Consider the following 16318-nt stretch of genomic DNA (forward strand, 5'->3'; position numbering starts at 1 on the left):
CGATAAGCGCCACAGCGGTTATGCTCAGCGCTCAATTAAGCGACGAGACGCTGCGTGACTGAACTGACTCCACTGCAAAACCTCTGGCTCACCGAGACCGTGCGTCTGCGCGAAGAACATGCCGGTCCCCTGGATGATGTTGAAGCCAATCGACTGGCGCGCACGGCCGGCGGTGATCTGTCGGGCCGTATTCAGCGCCGAGCGTTGTGGCTGGCCGAGCGTGACGGGCTGACGGACGCACTCAAACACTGGCTGCAAGGCGCGCGTCTGGCGCTGGTGTTGCTGATGATCTTCGCGGTCCTGAGCGGCGCTGGTCTGGCCTTCGCTGCGCTGGGGCAAACGCCGGTCAACGTGTTTTGGGCCTTGGGCAGTCTGCTCGGGCTGAACCTGATTCTGCTGCTGAGCTGGTTGCTGGGCTTGATCTTCGCCGGCGAACACGGCGCCACCCTTGGACGATTGTGGCTGTGGCTAAGCGAAAAGATGGCCCGCGACGCCAAAGCCGCGCAACTGGCGCCGGCACTGTTACTAATGCTGCAACGCAAGAAACTCAATCGCTGGGCACTCGGTACGCTGGTCAACGGCTTGTGGCTGTTGGCGATGCTCAGCGCATTGATTCTGCTGCTGACGCTGATGGCGACCCGGCGCTACGGCTTCGTCTGGGAAACCACGATTCTCAGCGCCGACACGTTTATCCACGTCACCCACGCGCTCGGTTATCTGCCGTCGCTGCTCGGTTTCAATGTGCCAACCGTGGAAATGATCCGCGCCAGCGGCGACGGCGCGCTCGACATCGAAAGCGCCCGTCAGGCCTGGGCGACATGGCTGGTTGGCGTGTTGGTCGTGTACGGCGTGCTGCCGCGTCTGCTGCTGACGCTGTTGTGCTTCTGGCGCTGGAACAGCGGCAAAGCTGCGCTGCGTCTGGACCTTAACCTGCCCGGCTACGCGCAATTGCGTGAACGTCTGATGCCGACCAGCGAACGCCTCGGCGTCAATGATCCGGAGCCTGCGCAGTTGCATCGCGTCGAAAGCAGCGTCGGCGAACTGGTGAGCGAAGGCGCGTTGCTGGTCGCCATCGAACTCGACGAACAACGCCCATGGCCGCCCGCGCTGCCGAAAAACGTCAGCAACGCCGGCATTCTCGACAGCCGCGAATCGCGGCACAAACTTCTCGAACAATTGAGCCGCTTCCCGCCATCACGTCTGGCCATTGCCTGCGACCCGCGACGCTCGCCGGATCGCGGCAGCCTCGCCTTGATCGCTGAACTGGCGCGCAGTGCCGGGGAGACGCGCGTCTGGCTGCTGCAAGCGCCGCCCGGCGAAGCACTGGATGCCGAACGCCTCGGCGACTGGCATGTCGCCCTGCAACAGCTTGACCTGAAGTTCGCCGATTGCGCGCCGTTGAACTGGCTGGAGACTGGCCATGACTGATGCCTGGAAAGCGCCGCTGAAACTCGCAGTGGTCGGCCATACCAACGTCGGCAAGACCTCGCTACTGCGCACGCTGACCCGCGACGTGGGTTTTGGCGAAGTCTCCCATCGCCCGAGTACCACCCGGCATGTCGAAGGCGCGCGGTTGTCAGTGGACGGCGAGCCGTTGCTCGATCTCTACGACACGCCTGGCCTGGAAGATGCGATCGCTCTGCTGGATTTTCTCGAACGCCTGGAGCGGCCCGGCGAACGCCTCGATGGCCCGGCGCGGCTGGCGCGTTTTCTCGACGGCAGCGAAGCGCGCCAGCGTTTCGAGCAGGAGGCGAAAGTGCTACGGCAACTGCTCGCTTCCGACGCCGGTTTGTATGTGATTGATGCCCGCGAACCGGTGTTGGCCAAATATCGTGATGAGCTGGAAGTGCTCGCCAGTTGTGGCAAACCGCTGCTGCCGGTGCTGAATTTTGTCAGCAGCGCCAACCATCGCGAGCCAGATTGGCGCGAGGCGCTGGCGCGGCTTGGGCTGCATGCGCTGGTGCGTTTCGACAGCGTAGCGCCGCCCGAGGATGGCGAGCGGCGGCTGTATGAAAGTCTGGCGCTGCTGCTGGAAAATGCTCGGCCACAACTGGAACGGTTGATTGCCGATCAACAGGCTCAGCGCCTCGCCCGCCAGCAAAGTGCGGCGCGATTGATTGCTGAATTGTTGATCGACTGCGCCGCGTGCCGGCGCAGTGTGGTCAGTGAAGCTGCGCAGGAACAGCAAGCCATCAGCGAACTGCGCAAGGCTGTGCGTCAGCGTGAGCAGAAGTGTGTTGAGGCGCTGCTCAAGCTCTATGCGTTTCGTCCGCAGGATGCGACGGCGAGTGATTTGCCGTTGCTGGACGGGCGTTGGGGCGATGACTTGTTCAACCCGGAAACCTTGAAGCAACTCGGCGTGCGCGTGGGCGGCGGTATTGCTGCCGGTGCGGCGGCAGGGGCTGGCGTGGATTTGCTGGTTGGCGGGATTACCCTCGGCGCGGCAGCTTTGGCAGGGGCGATTGCCGGGGGTGCGCTGCAGACGGCGCGTAGTTATGGCAGTCGCTTGCTCGGCAAGATCAAAGGGCAGCGTGAGCTGACGGTGGATGACGGGGTGTTGCGGCTGTTGGCGTTGCGCCAGCGGCAGTTGGTGTTGGCGCTGGATCAGCGTGGGCATGCGGCGATGGATGCGGTTCAGGTGGCGACTCCGCAGGATAAGACTTGGCGCGAGGGCAAGTTGCCGGAAGCGCTGAACAAGGCGCGGGCGCATCCGCAGTGGTCGTCGCTCAATCCGCAGGCGAAGTTGAATCAGGCTGAGCGGCAGGAGCAGATTGAGGGGTTGGTTGCTCGGGTGCTTGAGCTTTAGATCGCTACCCCCTCACCCCAGCCCTCTCCCCCAAGGGGTAGAGGGGGAAAGGGAGCAGATCTGCATGCTGTCCAAACCTGAGTTCGGCTGGATATTTCAGGTCGATGTATGACCCAAGAACAACACGGTCAGCTCCCTCTCCCTCCGGGAGAGGGCTGGGGTGAGGGTTGCAATCACCCGGCCGACAACAAAACCTCAGCCTTGCGCTTGAGAACCGCCAAATCCATCACCGGCACCGCCCTCTCCTTGGCCAGCTCATCCCACTGCCGCATCCGCAGACTGACCGCACACAACGGATCGCGCTCAAACACATCCGCCTCAGCCTCGGTCATCACCCCACCCTGATACGCCAGCGTCCGCCGACTCGCCTCACTTAATCGATCAAAATACCCCGGCTCACGCAACGTCAGATACCGCTTGGCCTGCACGTGATATTCCACCAGCCGCGCCATCCGCTCACTGAAACCGGCCTCACGCAAATAATGCGCACCCAGCCGTTCATGGCTGACCACACCATAGCCGCCCATGTTCTCCGCGCCCTCGGCACACAAATGGCCGATGTCATGGAAGAACGCCGCGAGCACCACTTCGTCATCAAAACCTTCGGCGATCGCGAGTTCGGCAGACTGGGACATGTGCTCGATCTGCGATACCGGTTCGCCGATGTAATCGCTGGTGCCGAAGCGCTCATACAACCCGAATACCCGCGCGACGACTTGCTCGTGACCTGTCATCAAACTTCCTCCAACAACTGCGCAATGTTGCGCTCGGCCATGGCCGGGCCGACGCTCATGCCGACACCCGTGTGCATCAGCGCCACACTCAACCCTGCTGCCGGGCGCAGGAATGAAAATGGCCCCGGCCCCCGGGAACCATAGACGCCCTGCCAGCGCTCGACCACTTGCACCTTGCAGCCCAGCGTCTGTTCGGCCAGTTCGAGCATCCAGTTGTCCACTTGCTCGGCGTTGAACGGTGAAGGCTCGCTGCCGTAATGGTGCGAGTCGCCGATGATCACTTCGCCGTAGGGCGTCGGGCTGATCAACAGGTGGATGCCGTTGTCGTGCAGGTGCGGTTGTTCGCGCAGGATTTGCGCCTGCACCGCCGCCGCTTCCGGCAGATCGGCGAAAGCGCCGTAGTGCACGCAGCTCAGGCCGGTGAGCAAGGCGTGTTGCAGATTCAGATCGATCTGCGGTTTGGCGCGGAGCATTTGCAGGCGGCAGATTTGCGGGTCGAGCGCGGCGATCGGCTCGGCCAGCAAGGTCTGATAATCGTGGCCGGAGCAGACGATGATCTGCTTCGCGGTAAAACTGCCGGCGGTGCTGTGCAAGTGACCGGGCTCTACATCGCGCACCAGCGTGGAGAAGTGGAACTCGACGCCGAGGTCTCGGCGCAGGTAATCGATCAGCGCCGGGATTGCTTCACGCGAGTACAGCTGTTGATCGTCGATACCGTGCAACGCGGCGCGGTGGTGGCTGAACTGGCCGTGATACAGATCGCGCAAGGCCGCGCCGCGCAGCAACTGGATGTTGTAACCGTGCTCCACGGCGCGACCGTTGCAGAACACTTCCAGCAAGTGTTCTTCAACTTCAGTGCGAGCGAACAGGTACGAGCCGTTACGCTTGATCTGCAAACCGGCGAGCTGCGCCCAGTCGCCCCAGATGTCGCGGCTGGCCTTGGCTAGCTCGAGCATTTGGCCAGGTGGTTGGCCAGTGACCAGCGCCTGGCCGAAGTTGCGCACCGAGGCGCCGAGAGGCGTGGCGGTGCGTTCGAAGACGGCGACCTTGAGGCCGCGTTTGGCGGCGGCGTAGGCGTGCGATAGGCCCAGAATGCCGGCGCCTACGACGAGCAGGTCTTTGTGTTGTGTCATCTGGATGATTTCCTGAATGAAAGACCGCTATCGCGAGCAGGCTCACTCCTACAGTTGGAATGCGTTCCCCTGTAGGAGTGAGCCTGCTCGCGATGAGGCCCTGTCAGCTTGCGAAGATTTACTTGGCCGCCACTTTCTCGGACTTGCCGTCATAACGCTTGCGCCACTCGGTGAGGATCTCGTCACGATTCTTCGAGGCCCAGGCAAAGTCGTTCTTGATCAAACGCTGCTCATAATCCGCCGGCAGTTCGGTCTGCGGCTTGGCGATCCCCGGCTGCGCGAGGACAGCGAAGTTCTCCTTGTACAGATCCATCGCCTCAGCACTCGCCGAGAAGTCCGCGAGTTTCTTGGCCGCCTCTTCATGCGGCGTGCCTTTGATCACCGCAGTCGCTTCGATCTCCCAGCCCAGACCTTCCTTCGGCAGGATGATGTCCAGTGGCGCGCCCTGACGCTTCAGCTGTACGGCTGGATATTCAAAGGAAATACCAATCGGGAATTCCCCCGCCGCTGCCAGTTTGCAAGGCTTGGAACCGGAGTGAACGTATTGCCCGATGTTCTGGTGCAGACCGTCCATGTAGGCCCAGCCCTGCTTCTCGCCAAAGGTTTGCAGCCAGGCGCTGACGTCGAGGAAACCGGTGCCGGACGACGCCGGGTTGGGCATGACAATCTTGCCCTTGTACTCAGGCTTGGTCAGGTCCTGCCAGCTCACGGGTTTAGTCAGGCCCTGCTTCTCGGCTTCGACGGTGTTGAAGCAAATGGTCGCGGCCCACACATCCATGCCGACCCAGGCTGGCGGGTTGGCGGCGTCGCGGTAGTTCGCGCCGATCTTGCCGAGATCCTTCGGTGCATAGCTTTGCAACATGCCTTGCTGATCGAGGATCGCCAGACTCGAAGCCGCCAGCCCCCACACCGCGTCAGCCTGCGGACGAGCCTTTTCGGCGAGCAGTTTGGCGGTGATGATCCCGGTGGAATCGCGTACCCATTTGATCTCGACGTCCGGGTTGGCCTTTTCGAAGGCTTCTTTGTAGGACTTCAGTTGCTCGGCTTCGAGGGCGGTGTACACCGTCAACTCGGTTTTTGCCGCGAAGGCATTCAGGCTGAAAGTAGCGAGCACAGCAGCGGCCAGGGCCATAGGCTTGAACATGATCGTTTTCCTGTAGGTGAGTTGAATCAGTGACCGGGCGCGGTTTGCCGCCAGGCTTGAGAACGGCGCAGCAAGCCGCGCGAAGCCCACGCCAGCAGCAAGGATACGCCCGCCGAAGTGAACAGAATCAGGGTCGACATCGCCGCCGCGCCGCCAACGTTGCCGGCGTCATCCATGTTCAGCACCGCGACTGCCGCGAGGATGGTGTCGGGGCTGTAGAGGAAGATCGCTGCGGAAACCGTGGTCATCGCCGAGACGAACAAGTAGCGCACGATGTCGAGCAGCGCCGGCAGGCAGATCGGCACGGTGACGCGCAGGTAGTGGCGATACAGCGGCGCCTTAAGCGACAGCGCGGCGGCTTCGAACTCGGCGTCGAGTTGGCGCAGCGCGGTGGTCGCGGTCATTTGGGCGGTGGTCAGGTAGTGCGCGATGGTGCAGACGATCAGCAGCGCCATCGTCCCGTAGAGCACATGCAGCGGGTTACCGGTGAGGTTGAAAAAGAAGACGTAACCCAGACCGAGCACCAGCCCCGGCACCGCCATCGGCACAAAACTGAGCATGCGCAGGGCTAGATTGAGGCCGCGTTGGCTGCGGGTTTTCTCCATCAGATAAGCGCCGGTGAAGATCAGCACGCTGCCGATCAACGCCGTGCCCAAGGCCATTTTCAAACTGTTGCTGTAAGCCAGCCAGCCACCGCCGGCGGTTTCGTTGAACTGGTAATGGTTGAGCGACAGCGACAGGTTGTATGGCCAGAACTTCACCAGTGAGGAAAACACCGCCATGCCGAACACCAGAATCAACGCGGCGCTGATCAGCAAGACAATCGCCAGGTAACAGCCGTCGCGCAGTTTCGACGGCGCCGGTTTGAACACCTGCGCCCGACCGCTCATGGAGTCGCCATGGCGGCGACGCAGCCAGGCATCGACGCCGAAGCTGAACAGCGCCGGCAGCAACAGCACCATGCCGATCAACGCGCCGCGACCGAACTGCTGTTGGCCGACCACGGCTTTGTAGGCTTCCAGCGCCAGCACTTGGTAGTCGCCACCGACCACCACCGGCACCCCGAAATCGGTGATGGTCAGGGTGAACACCAGACAGAACGCGGCGAACACGGCCTGTCGCGTTGCCGGCCAAGTGATGCTGCGAAACGCCTTGGCCGGACTGGCGCCCATGCTCGACGCAGCATCGAACAGCCGCGCATCGGCCAACGACAACGCCGAGAGCAAAATCATCAGCGCATGCGGGAAGGTGTAAATCACCTCGCCCAGCACAATCCCCCAGAAGCCATAAATGTTGTCCGAGAGCAGCCCGCGCAACATGCCTTGGTTGCCGAACAGATAGACCAACGCAATCCCCGGCAACATCGACGGTGCCATCAGCGGCAGCAACGAAATGCCGCGCCAGATGCCCTTCACCGGAATCATTGTGCGTTGCAGCGCGTAGGCAAACAGGTAGGCCAGCGGTACGACGATGGCCGCGACGCTGAGAGAAACTTTCAGGCTGTTGCCGAGCAGCCAGTGGAAATTCTCGCTGCTCACCAGCTCCTTCGCCGCGACCCAGCCACCGCCCTGCCCGGCTTCACTGCTGAAACCACGCCAGAAGATTGCCAACAACGGCAGCAATACCGCGACGCCGAGTAACAGCAGCAGTAGGACTTTGCCGCCGACGACAAAAATGCGATCGCCGATCTCGGCTTTAGAAGTCTGGCGCACCTGCTTGTGCGGTAGCGGCAGCGCGAGGTTGCTGTTCATCAGGCAAACACCTGCAGGCTGCGCGGCGGCAAGGCGACCATGATTTGCTGGGCGCCGAGGCGCGGCATGGCTTCCGGGGCGAGTTCAGCGAGCAGCGCGTGGCCGGGCAACTGATCGAGTTCGAAGCTCATGCGGCAGCGGTTGCCGAGGAAGGTGATCTCGCGGACTTTGGCCGGGAACAGGTTTTCTTCGTGCACCGGTGGATTGACGTTGATGGCTTCCGGGCGGCAAAACAAACGGCCCGAGGCGCGCTGAATGCTGCCATCGCTGAGGCGCAGATTCATCCCGCCGACCTGCGCGTGAGTGTCGCTGCTGCGCTGGAACGGCAGCCAGTTGCCCTGGCCGACAAACTCGGCCACGAACGGCGTGGCTGGGCGGTTGTAGATTTCCTGCGGGGTGGCGTACTGCTCGACGCGGCCGTTGTTCATCACCGCGATACGGTCGGCCATCAGCATGGCTTCGTCCTGATTGTGCGTGACCATCAGGGTGGTGATGCCGAGGTTGCGTTGCAGTTGGCGCAGCTCGGTGCACAGATGCTCGCGGACGCGGGCGTCGAGGGCCGACATCGGTTCGTCGAGCAATAGCAGCGACGGTGCCGGCGCCAGAGCGCGGGCCAGCGCGACACGCTGTTGCTGACCGCCGGACAATTGGCCGGGATATTTTTTCTCGCTGCCGGTGAGGCCGACCAGTTCGAGCATCTGTCCGACGCGCTGGCGCACTTCATCGCGACCGCTGCCAGCAAGGCCGTAGGCAATATTCGCCTCGACGGTCAGATTGGGGAACAGCGCGTAGGACTGGAACAGAATCCCGTAGTCGCGAGCCTGTGGGGCGAGATGCGAGACGTCGCGGTCGCCAAGGTACAGCTCGCCGCTGTCCTGCTTCTCGAGTCCGGCGATACAGCGCAGCAATGTGGTCTTGCCGCAGCCCGAGGGGCCGAGCAGACACACCAGTTCACCGGCGGCGACGTCGAGAGAAACGTTATCCAGTGCGGTGAACGCGCCGAAGCGTTTCTGCACGCCGCGCACTTTCATCGGCGCACCGGGGTTGGTCAGGGCAGTTGCGATGGCAGGATTCATGGACAGACCTCATCAAGCAGATGGGGCCAATCCTAGAGTTGTAATGCGTCCGTCATATGGCAACGAGGCAAAAACGGCCGATAGTGGTATTCAGGGATTTTGGTTGGAGATCAAAAGATCGCAGCCTTCGGCAGCTCCTACATTGGAATGCGTCCCCCTGTAGGAGCTGCCGAAGGCTGCGATCTTTTGATCTTCAAGCCGGGGACATTTCCTGTGCCAAGCCGAGGAACGCCGCCGGCAACCGCGCGCCCTTCCTTTCTTTGAGGCAGTAAAGGTACTCGGGAATCTGCGGTGCATTCTCGATCGTCAGCACGCGCAACTGCGGATCATGCGGCACTTCCTGCCGGGCAATGATGCTGATGCCGATATTGCGCAACACCGCCTCACGAATCGACTCACGGCTGCCGATCTCCAGCAGCGGCCCGAAACTCACCCCGGCACTGGCGAGCAACTCCTCCGTCAACCGCCGCGTGGTCGAACCCGACTCACGCATCAACAACGTATGCCCGGCCAGCGCACTCAACGCCACATGTTCCTGCGTTGCCAGCGGATGATTGCGATGCACCGCCAGCACCAGAGGATCCGTGCCCAATACCCGACGAATCAACCGCGCGTCATCAAGCAATTGCGACGACGCGGCGATATCCACGCGGTAATCCTCCAGCGCCTCCAGCACCTGCTGTGAATTGCCGATTTCCACCGACACTTCCACTTGCGGCAGACGCTCGCGAAAGGTCTTCACCAGATCGAGAATGTAATACGGTGCGGTCGCTGCGATGCGCAACGTGCCTTGCACCTGACCGCTGTTGCGCAGGAAAAACTCGATGTCGGCTTCCTGCTGCAACAGCGTCTTGACCATCGGCAGCAGCCGCGCGCCTTCGTCGCTGACGCTCAGACGCCGACCGCCACGGTAGAACAGCTCCACAGAGTAATGACTTTCCAGATTGCGGATCTGCGTGGTCACGGTCGGTTGGCTGAGGCCGAGTTTTTTCGCCGCCAGCGTGATGCTGCCCAGGCGAGCGACCATGTAAAACGCTTTCAGCTCGGCACTCAGCACAACCTTTCCTCATCTATTTGCGCAGCAGGCGCAAACCGTTGAACACCACCAACAGGCTCACGCCCATGTCAGCGAACACCGCCATCCACATGGTGGCGAGCCCGGCGAAGGTTACCGCAAGAAAGATCGCCTTGATCACCAGAGCCAGCGCGATGTTCTGTTTCAGGATGCTCGCGGTATTGCGCGACAGGCTGATGAACGCCGGGATTTTGCGCAGATCGTCGTCCATCAGGGCGACATCGGCGGTTTCAATCGCCGTATCGGTGCCGGCAGCGGCCATGGCGAAACCGATCTCGGCGCGGGCCAGTGCCGGTGCATCGTTGATGCCGTCGCCGACCATGCCGACCCGCCGACCCTGTGCATAAAGGTCTTCGATGGCTTGCAGTTTGTCGGTTGGCAGCAAATCACCGCGAGCCTCGTCGATGCCGACCTGCGCGGCAATCGCCTGAGCGGTGTGGACGTTGTCGCCCGTGAGCATCAGGGTTTTCACGCCGAGCTCATGCAACTGACGGATCGCTTCGCGGCTGGTTTCCTTGACGGTGTCGGCCACGGCGAACAGCGCCAGCGGGCCAGAGCTATCGAGCAGCAGCACCACGGATTTGCCCTGTTTCTCCAGCGCGAAGAGTTTTTCTTCCAGCGCTGGCGAGCACAGGCCGAGTTCTTCGACCAGACGATGGTTGCCCAAATGATAAGTCTGACCGTTGATTTCGCCTTTGACGCCCCGCCCGCCTAGCGCTTCGAAGTTATCCACAATCAGCGCTGTGAAGTTTTTATCCACAGCAGCGTTGGCGATGGCCAGCGACACCGGATGGTCGGAACGACCGGCCAATGCAGCAGCGATGGCCGGTGCCGTGGCATCGGCGGCTGGATCGAGTGACAAGTAATCGGTCTGCACCGGTTTGCCGTGGGTGATCGTCCCGGTTTTATCCAGCGCCAGATAATCCAGTTTGAAACCGCCCTCCAGGTACACGCCGCCCTTGACCAGAATGCCTTTGCGCGCCGCTGCCGCAAGGCCGCTGACGATGGTCACCGGGGTGGAAATCACCAGTGCGCATGGGCAAGCGACCACCAGCAACACCAGCGCGCGGTAGATCCAGTCGAACCACACTGCGCCCATGAACAGCGGCGGAATGATCGCCACGGCCAAGGCAAACACGAACACCACCGGCGTGTAGATTTTCGAGAACTGATCGACGAAGCGCTGGGTCGGGGCGCGCGCACCTTGGGCCTGTTCGACGGCGTGGATGATTCGCGCCAGCGTCGAGTTGTTCGCCGCTGCGCTGACCGCGTATTCCAGCGAACCGGCCTGGTTGATGGTGCCGGCGAAGACTTTATCGCCAACGGTTTTCTCTATCGGCAGGCTCTCACCGGTGATCGGCGCCTGGTCGATGGTCGAACTGCCGCTGAGCACTTCGCCGTCCAGCGCGATGCGCTCGCCGGGCTTCACGCGCACGCGGGCGCCGAGTTCGACGCTTTTCACGTCCTGCTCAATCCACGAACCGTCAGCCTGCAACACCGTGGCTTGCTCCGGCGTCATCTGCATCAAGCCGCTGATCGCGTTGCGCGCACGGTCCAGCGAGCGCGCTTCGATCAGCTCGGCGACAGTGAACAGGAACATCACCATCGCCGCTTCCGGCCACTGGCCGATGAGGATGGCACCGGTGACGGCGATGCTCATCAGCGCGTTGATGTTGAGGTTGCGGTTCTTCAGGGCGATCCAGCCCTTTTTGTAAGTGGTCAGGCCACCGCTGAGGATTGACACCAGCGCGATGATCGCCACCACCCAGGTGGGCGCGGCGTTGGTGAAATGAATGACTTCAGCAGCGAGCGCGCCGACGCCGGACAACGCCAGCGGCCACCAGTGTTTTTTCACTGGCGCCGGGGCTGGCGCTTCGACGCCCGCCTCCAACGGTTCGGCGTGCATGCCAAGGGATTTGATCGCCTCGGTGATGGGCTCGGTACCCGGCAAATTGTGGGTCACGCCGAGCACGCGGTTGATCAGGTTGAATTCCAGTTGCTGCACGCCGGCGAGTTTGCCGAGTTTGTTCTGGATCAGCGTCTGCTCGGTCGGGCAGTCCATCGCCTCGATACGGAAACTGCTCAGCCGCGCGTCGGCGCTGGTCTTTTCGCTCAATTGCACCAACGCAGGCGCAGCAGCCGTCGACGAGCAGCAGGAATCTTCGTGCGCATGAACCGGTGCCGGTGCTGCGACTTTCGACCCACAGCAGGAATCGCCGCCATGGGCATGTTTATGCACAGGCTGCAATTTATGACTGTGGTCGTGTCCATCGCCGGGCTTGTGGGTGTGCTGGGAATCGCTCATTGGTCGCGTCCATGAAGGTGCCTGTTGCCAAGTAAAGACCCTGTAGCCACTATAGGGTCAAGCACCCTTTTGGAGATTGCCGTCATGAAGATCGGAGAACTGGCCAAACTGACCGACTGCGCCGTGGAAACCATCCGCTATTACGAGCGCGAAAACCTGCTGCCAGAGCCGGCTCGCAGCGACGGCAACTACCGCGTCTACACCCAGGCCCACGCCGAACGCCTGACTTTCATCCGCAACTGCCGCACCCTCGACATGACTCTCGAAGAAATCCGCAGCCTTCTCGCCTTGCGCGACAGTCCGCAGGATCAGTGCGAAAGCGTCAATGCGTTGATCGACGAGCACATACAGCATGTGAAGGCGCGGATTGATGGGTTATTGGCGTTGCAGACACAGTTGCTCGACCTGCGCCAACGTTGTGGCGAAGGGCCAATGGCCGATCAATGCGGGATTTTGCAGCGGCTGGAAGTGAGTGGCGGGGTTGTCGCAACCGAGGTCGAACACTCCCACGTGGGCCGCAGCCACGGCCATTAAGACTCACGCAAAACCAAATGTGGGAGCGAGCCTGCTCGCGAAAGCGGTGTATCAGTCGACATCTCTATGACTGACACGCCCTCTTCGCGAGCAGGCTCGCTCCCACAGGGGGTTTGTGCAATGGCTTAGACCGCCATTGGTGCAGTCATTGGCGCGTGGTGTTCGTAGCCTTCCAGCGAGAAATCGCTCGGCTCGACCAGCTCCAGCCATTCCGGCTGGTACACGCCAGTCTTGGCAAACTCCGGCACACGATCCGAAATTTTCAGCTTCGGCATGGCGAACGGCTCGCGCTTGAGCTGTTCGTTGAGCATGTCCAGATGGTTCTCGTAGACGTGCGCATCGCCGATGAAATAGGTGAACCAGCGTGGCGTGTAACCGGTCAGGCGACCGATCAGGCTCAGCAGCGCGGCGCCTTCGGTGAGGTTGAACGGTGTGCCCAGACCCAGATCGTTGGAGCGGATGTAGAGGGTCAGGGAGATTTCCCTGGTCTCGACATTCGGATGGAACTGGTACAGCAGATGGCACGGCGGCAGGGCCATTTCATCCAGCTGAGCGACGTTCCAGCCGTGGAACAGGATGCGGCGGCTGCCCGGATCCTTGATGATCGTGTCGACGCACTGGCGCACCTGATCGATGGCTTTGTACAACACCACGTAGGCCTGGCCGTCTTCTTCGCCTTGGGCGATCTGCTTGTAGCCATTGCTTAAGGTTTGTTCGATGGCCGCGGTGTTGCTCAGCGGGATCTGCTTGTACGCCGGCCATTTACGCCATTGCACGCCGTAGATTTCGCCGAGGTCGTCGTCGCCCTGACGGAACGGGTTGGCCAGCCACTGCGCGTTTTCGTTGGCGTTCTGGTCCCAGACCTTGCAGCCCAGCGCACGGAATTCAGCGGCGTTGTTGACGCCACGGAGAAATCCGCACATCTCGCCGATGGCCGATTTGAAGGCCATTTTGCGCGTGGTGATCGCCGGAAAACCTTCCTGCAGATCGAAACGCAGCATCGCACCCGGGAAGCTGATGGTGTTGATGCCGGTGCGGTTGGCTTGTTTAGTGCCGTTCTGAATGACGTGCGAGACCAGTTCGAGATATTGCTTCATGAGTTACCTGTGTCCTTTGAGCCCCGGCGTCGCGCGCCGGGGTTCGTAGTTTAAGCCGTCGGCGCGAGCGGTGCTGCAGGTGCGCGACGATAGGCCAGCCAGATCAGGAACAGCCCGCCGACGATCATCGGCACGCAGAGCACTTGCCCCATGGTCAGCCAGTTCCAGGCCAAGTAGCCGAGTTGCGCATCCGGTACGCGAACAAATTCGACGATGAACCGGAAGATGCCGTAAAACAGCGCGAACATGCCGGAAACAGCCATGGTCGGACGCGGCTTGCGCGAGAAAATCCACAGGATCAGGAACAGCGCCACGCCTTCGAGCGCGAACTGATACAGCTGCGACGGGTGACGCGGCAGTTGCGCCGGATCGCTGAATGGCGGGAAGACCATGGCCCATGGCACGTCGGTTGCCTTGCCCCACAATTCGGCGTTGATGAAGTTACCGATGCGCCCGGCGCCCAGACCGATTGGCACCATCGGCGCGACGAAGTCCATCAACTGGAAGAAAGACTTGCCGTTGCGCTTGCCGAACCACAATGCAGCCAGCATTACGCCGATAAATCCGCCGTGGAACGACATACCGCCCTTCCACACCTCGAAAATAAGCGTCGGGTTGGCCAGATACGCGCTCAGATCGTAGAACAGCACATAGCCCAGACGACCGCCGACGATCACGCCCATCGACAGCCAGAAGATCAGATCGGAGAGCTTCTCCTTGCTCCAGGTCGGGTCGAAACGGTTGAGCCGGCGCGACGCCAGCAGCCACGCACCGCCGATGCCGATCAGGTACATCAGACCGTACCAGTGGATTTTCAGCGGACCGATGGCCAGGGCCACCGGGTCGATCTGCGGGTAAGGCAGCATTGCGACTCCTCGTTAGAGTTGAAACCAGAATTCCCGGGCGACGCTGCCACCTCAGGATTAAGCCAGGATTGCGACGGTTAAAGCAGGAAGCTCAGACCCACGCTGAACAGCAAAGCGGCGAACAGCCGTTTCAGCAAGCGCGGCGACAGCCGATGCGCCAAACGCGCGCCGATGCGGGCGAAAACCATGCTGGTCAGGGCGATGCCCAACAACGCCGGCAAATACACAAAACCGAGACTATGCGGTGGCAACAACGGATCGTGCCACCCCAGAATCATGAAACTTAATGCACTGACCAGCGCGATTGGCAGCCCGCAGGCCGACGAAGTCGCCACCGCTTGCTGCATCGGCACACTGCGCCAGGTCAGAAACGGCACGGTCAGCGAGCCGCCACCGACGCCAAAAATCGCCGAGGCCCAGCCGATCACACTGCCGGCCACGGTCAGACCGAGTTTACCCGGCACGGTTCGGCTGGCCTTGGGTTTGATGTCCAGCGCCAGTTGCACCGAGATGATCAAGGCAAACACGCCGATGATCTTTTGCAGGTGCGGCCCGGAAATCGCTTCCGCAGTCAGCGCGCCGAAACCTGCACCGAGCAGAATGCCGACGGCCATCCACATGAAGATCGGCCAGCGCACCGCGCCGCGTCGATGATGCTCACGCACGGCGTTGACCGAGGTGAAGATGATTGTCGCTAGCGAAGTGCCGACCGCCAGATGCGTGAGGATCGACTGATCAAAGCCCTGCAAGGTGAAACTGAACACCAGCACCGGCACGATGATGATCCCGCCGCCGACGCCAAACAGCCCGGCCAGCACGCCCGCACAGGCGCCCAGCGCCAGATAGAGCAGAAATTCCATGACCGTCTCCCCAGACCGCATCCGCAAAACCGGAGCGGCATGGTAACGGATGCACACCCTTTGGCTCCACTGGCGATGGATGCACGGACGCCGGATGCGTAGAGTGAGCAAAAAACACACAAGGACCACCTTATGTGCCTGATTGTTTTCGCCTGGCGGCCGGGCCATGACCAGCCGCTGATCGTCGCGGCCAACCGTGACGAGTTCTACGCCCGGCCAAGCCTGCCGCTGGCGCAATGGCCGGAAGCGCCGCACGTACATGCCGGGCGTGATCTTGAGGCCGGCGGCACCTGGCTGGGGATTGGAGCGAATGGGCGCTTTGCCGCGCTGACCAATATCCGTGATCCGCTGCAGGCGCCAGCGCGCAAGTCACGGGGTGAGCTGGTGGCGCGATTTCTGACCGGTGATGCGTCGATTGATGATTATTTGAGCGATGTGGTCGGGCGTTCGGCGGAATATGCCGGGTTCAATCTACTGCTCGGCAATAGTCATGAGCTGTGGCATTTCAATGCGCGGATGTCGGAGCCGGTGATGCTGGAATCGGGCGTCTATGGGTTATCGAATGCCGGGCTGGATACGCCGTGGCCGAAGTTGCTTAAGGCCAAGGCTGGGTTGAGTGGGGTGCTGGATGATCCGCAGCCTGAGCGATTGTTGGGGTTGTTGAGTGATGCGCAGACGGCGCCGTTTGCCGAGCTGCCGGATACCGGGGTGGGTTTGGCGACGGAGTCATTGTTGTCGAGCGTGTTTATTGCCAGTCAAAGTTATGGGACGCGGGCGAGTACGGCGTTGATTGTGCAGGCGGACGGGACTCGGCGGATGGTGGAGCGGAGTTTTGGGCCGTATGGCGGGCATTTGGGCGAAGTGGAAATAACAGCTTAAGAGCCAACCCTCACCCCAGCCCTCTCCCAGAGGGAGAGGGGGCCGACCGAGGTGTCTT

Annotated in this window: 14 protein-coding genes; 4 read left to right on the top strand and 10 right to left on the bottom strand. The window is 61.6% G+C overall.

Annotated features, from left to right (window positions below):
• The first annotated feature begins 54 nt into the window (after positions 1–54).
• Together PspR84_RS27500 and PspR84_RS27505 are read left to right on the top strand one after the other, a co-directional pair.
• The gene (locus PspR84_RS27500) at positions 55–1428 is read left to right on the top strand and encodes a DUF2868 domain-containing protein (RefSeq protein ID WP_160059787.1); all 1374 of its coding nucleotides are present in this window, start codon (positions 55–57) and stop codon (positions 1426–1428) included.
• A complete protein-coding gene (locus PspR84_RS27505) occupies positions 1421–2806 on the top strand; it encodes a GTPase/DUF3482 domain-containing protein (RefSeq protein ID WP_160059788.1) in 1386 nt (461 codons plus the stop codon). The genes PspR84_RS27500 and PspR84_RS27505 overlap by 8 nt, the downstream gene beginning before the upstream one ends.
• 173 nt (positions 2807–2979) lie before the next feature.
• On the opposite strand, the gene PspR84_RS27510 is transcribed toward PspR84_RS27505, so the two are convergent.
• The 7 genes from PspR84_RS27510 to PspR84_RS27540 all read right to left on the bottom strand — a co-directional run bounded on the left by PspR84_RS27510 (position 2980) and on the right by PspR84_RS27540 (position 12024).
• Complete coding sequence (locus PspR84_RS27510) at positions 2980–3540, bottom strand: phosphonate degradation HD-domain oxygenase (protein WP_160059789.1); 561 nt, start codon at positions 3538–3540, stop codon at positions 2980–2982.
• Positions 3540–4673, bottom strand: coding sequence for a TIGR03364 family FAD-dependent oxidoreductase (locus PspR84_RS27515; protein WP_160059790.1), 1134 nt, complete (start codon positions 4671–4673; stop codon positions 3540–3542). The genes PspR84_RS27510 and PspR84_RS27515 overlap by 1 nt, the downstream gene beginning before the upstream one ends.
• Before the next feature lie 118 nt (positions 4674–4791).
• Positions 4792–5817, bottom strand: coding sequence for a putative 2-aminoethylphosphonate ABC transporter substrate-binding protein (locus PspR84_RS27520; RefSeq protein WP_007912988.1), 1026 nt, complete (start codon positions 5815–5817; stop codon positions 4792–4794).
• A gap of 26 nt (positions 5818–5843) precedes the next feature.
• Positions 5844–7568 carry a putative 2-aminoethylphosphonate ABC transporter permease subunit gene (locus PspR84_RS27525; RefSeq protein WP_160059791.1) on the bottom strand — a complete coding sequence of 575 codons (1725 nt, stop codon included), beginning with the start codon at positions 7566–7568 and terminating at the stop codon, positions 5844–5846.
• Positions 7568–8644 carry a putative 2-aminoethylphosphonate ABC transporter ATP-binding protein gene (locus PspR84_RS27530; RefSeq protein WP_122842270.1) on the bottom strand — a complete coding sequence of 359 codons (1077 nt, stop codon included), beginning with the start codon at positions 8642–8644 and terminating at the stop codon, positions 7568–7570. Before PspR84_RS27530 ends, PspR84_RS27525 begins: the two co-directional genes overlap by 1 nt.
• A 193-nt stretch (positions 8645–8837) precedes the next feature.
• Complete coding sequence (locus tag PspR84_RS27535) at positions 8838–9701, bottom strand: LysR family transcriptional regulator (RefSeq protein ID WP_160059792.1); 864 nt, start codon at positions 9699–9701, stop codon at positions 8838–8840.
• A 13-nt stretch (positions 9702–9714) separates the two neighbouring features.
• Positions 9715–12024 carry a heavy metal translocating P-type ATPase gene (locus tag PspR84_RS27540; protein ID WP_160059793.1) on the bottom strand — a complete coding sequence of 770 codons (2310 nt, stop codon included), beginning with the start codon at positions 12022–12024 and terminating at the stop codon, positions 9715–9717.
• An 84-nt stretch (positions 12025–12108) separates the two neighbouring features.
• On the opposite strand from PspR84_RS27540, the gene cadR reads away from it, so the two are divergent.
• Positions 12109–12558: a Cd(II)/Pb(II)-responsive transcriptional regulator gene (gene cadR / locus PspR84_RS27545; RefSeq protein WP_007912999.1), complete on the top strand. Its 450-nt coding sequence runs from the start codon at positions 12109–12111 to the stop codon at positions 12556–12558.
• Positions 12559–12683: 125 nt separating this feature from the next.
• Here the strand turns inward: cadR and PspR84_RS27550 are convergent, their stop codons facing one another.
• The 3 genes from PspR84_RS27550 to PspR84_RS27560 all read right to left on the bottom strand — a co-directional run bounded on the left by PspR84_RS27550 (position 12684) and on the right by PspR84_RS27560 (position 15381).
• Complete coding sequence (locus PspR84_RS27550; protein ID WP_160059794.1) at positions 12684–13655, bottom strand: thymidylate synthase; 972 nt, start codon at positions 13653–13655, stop codon at positions 12684–12686.
• Positions 13656–13705: 50 nt separating this feature from the next.
• On the bottom strand, positions 13706–14521 hold the full coding sequence (lgt, locus tag PspR84_RS27555) for a prolipoprotein diacylglyceryl transferase (RefSeq protein WP_150706345.1): 816 nt from the start codon (positions 14519–14521) through the stop codon (positions 13706–13708).
• Positions 14522–14598: 77 nt separating this feature from the next.
• Positions 14599–15381, bottom strand: a complete 783-nt coding sequence (locus PspR84_RS27560; protein ID WP_016983201.1) for a sulfite exporter TauE/SafE family protein — start codon at positions 15379–15381, stop codon at positions 14599–14601.
• Positions 15382–15513: 132 nt separating this feature from the next.
• Between PspR84_RS27560 and PspR84_RS27565 the strand changes: the two genes are divergently transcribed.
• Positions 15514–16260: an NRDE family protein gene (locus PspR84_RS27565; RefSeq protein WP_160059795.1), complete on the top strand. Its 747-nt coding sequence runs from the start codon at positions 15514–15516 to the stop codon at positions 16258–16260.
• Positions 16261–16318 lie beyond the last annotated feature (58 nt).

It is taken from the genome of Pseudomonas sp. R84 (genome assembly GCF_009834515.1).
Classification (GTDB): domain Bacteria; phylum Pseudomonadota; class Gammaproteobacteria; order Pseudomonadales; family Pseudomonadaceae; genus Aquipseudomonas.